The following is an 841-nucleotide window of genomic DNA, read 5'->3' as shown; positions in this document are numbered from 1 at the left end:
CCGGCGTCGGCCAGCACGCGGCAGGCGTTGTCGGCGCGCGGCCCGGCGGCGCAGACCACGGCGATCTCGCCCTGCCCGGCGGCCTCGCGCAGCGCGGGCAGGGCGCGGTCGAGCTGGTCGAGCGGGACGTTCAGGGCGCCGGGGATGTGGCCGGCGGCGTACTCGCCGGGGGAGCGGACGTCGATGAGGGTGAGCAGGCCGAGGCGGGGCTGGAGCTGCTCGACGGTCAGCGGCGTGGTCATGGCGGTGGGGGTCCTCTCGTATGGGGGTGTCGGTGGTGGTGCGGGGAGGTGGGGGGAGGCTCGGGGGCAGCTCGCCGTCGTGATCAGCTCACCGTGGTGATGAGCATCAGCGCGGCGACGGCGAGCAGGGCGACGGCGAAGGCCTTCTGGAGGGTGCGCCCGCTGAGCTTGTCGGCCAGCCGCTTGCCGTCCCAGGCGCCGAGGATCGCCGCCCCGGTGAAGGGGGCGGCCACGGCCCAGTCGATCGCCCCGGCCGAGCCGAGGCGGGGGATCAGGGCGGCGAGCGAGTTGGCGGTGATGACCAGCAGGCTGGTGCCGACGGCCTCGGCCATGGTGAAGGCGAGCACCGAGACCAGGGCCGGTACGGCGAGGAAGCCGCCGCCGACGCCGAGCAGTCCGGTGACGGCGCCGAGCCCGGCGCCCGCCGCCGTGGAGCGGCCGACTCCGGCGGCGGAACGTTCCTGCGCATCCTTCGCGGGCGGCCTCAGCATCCGCCAGGCCGCGAGCGCCGCCAGCACCGAGAAGGCACCGGTCAGCAGCGCGCCCGGCAGATGGGCGGACAGCGCCCCGGCGGCCATGGCGGCGGGCAGTCCGGCGGC

At 76.7% G+C, this 841-nt stretch carries 2 protein-coding genes; both read right to left on the bottom strand.

What is annotated here, in order from left to right; genetic code table 11:
* Positions 1–242 (bottom strand): rhodanese-like domain-containing protein (locus AE652_RS42330; RefSeq protein ID WP_049661551.1); only part of this gene is annotated, 242 nt, incomplete at its 3' end.
* 83 nt (positions 243–325) lie between these two features.
* On the bottom strand, positions 326–841 hold a 516-nt coding region (locus tag AE652_RS42325), incomplete at its 5' end, for a sulfite exporter TauE/SafE family protein (RefSeq protein ID WP_049661549.1).

This window comes from Kitasatospora sp. MY 5-36 (assembly GCF_001182915.1).
GTDB lineage: Bacteria > Actinomycetota > Actinomycetes > Streptomycetales > Streptomycetaceae > Kitasatospora.
The sequence above is the reverse complement of the archived record's forward strand: the minus strand, read 5'-3'. Positions and strand labels throughout refer to the sequence as shown.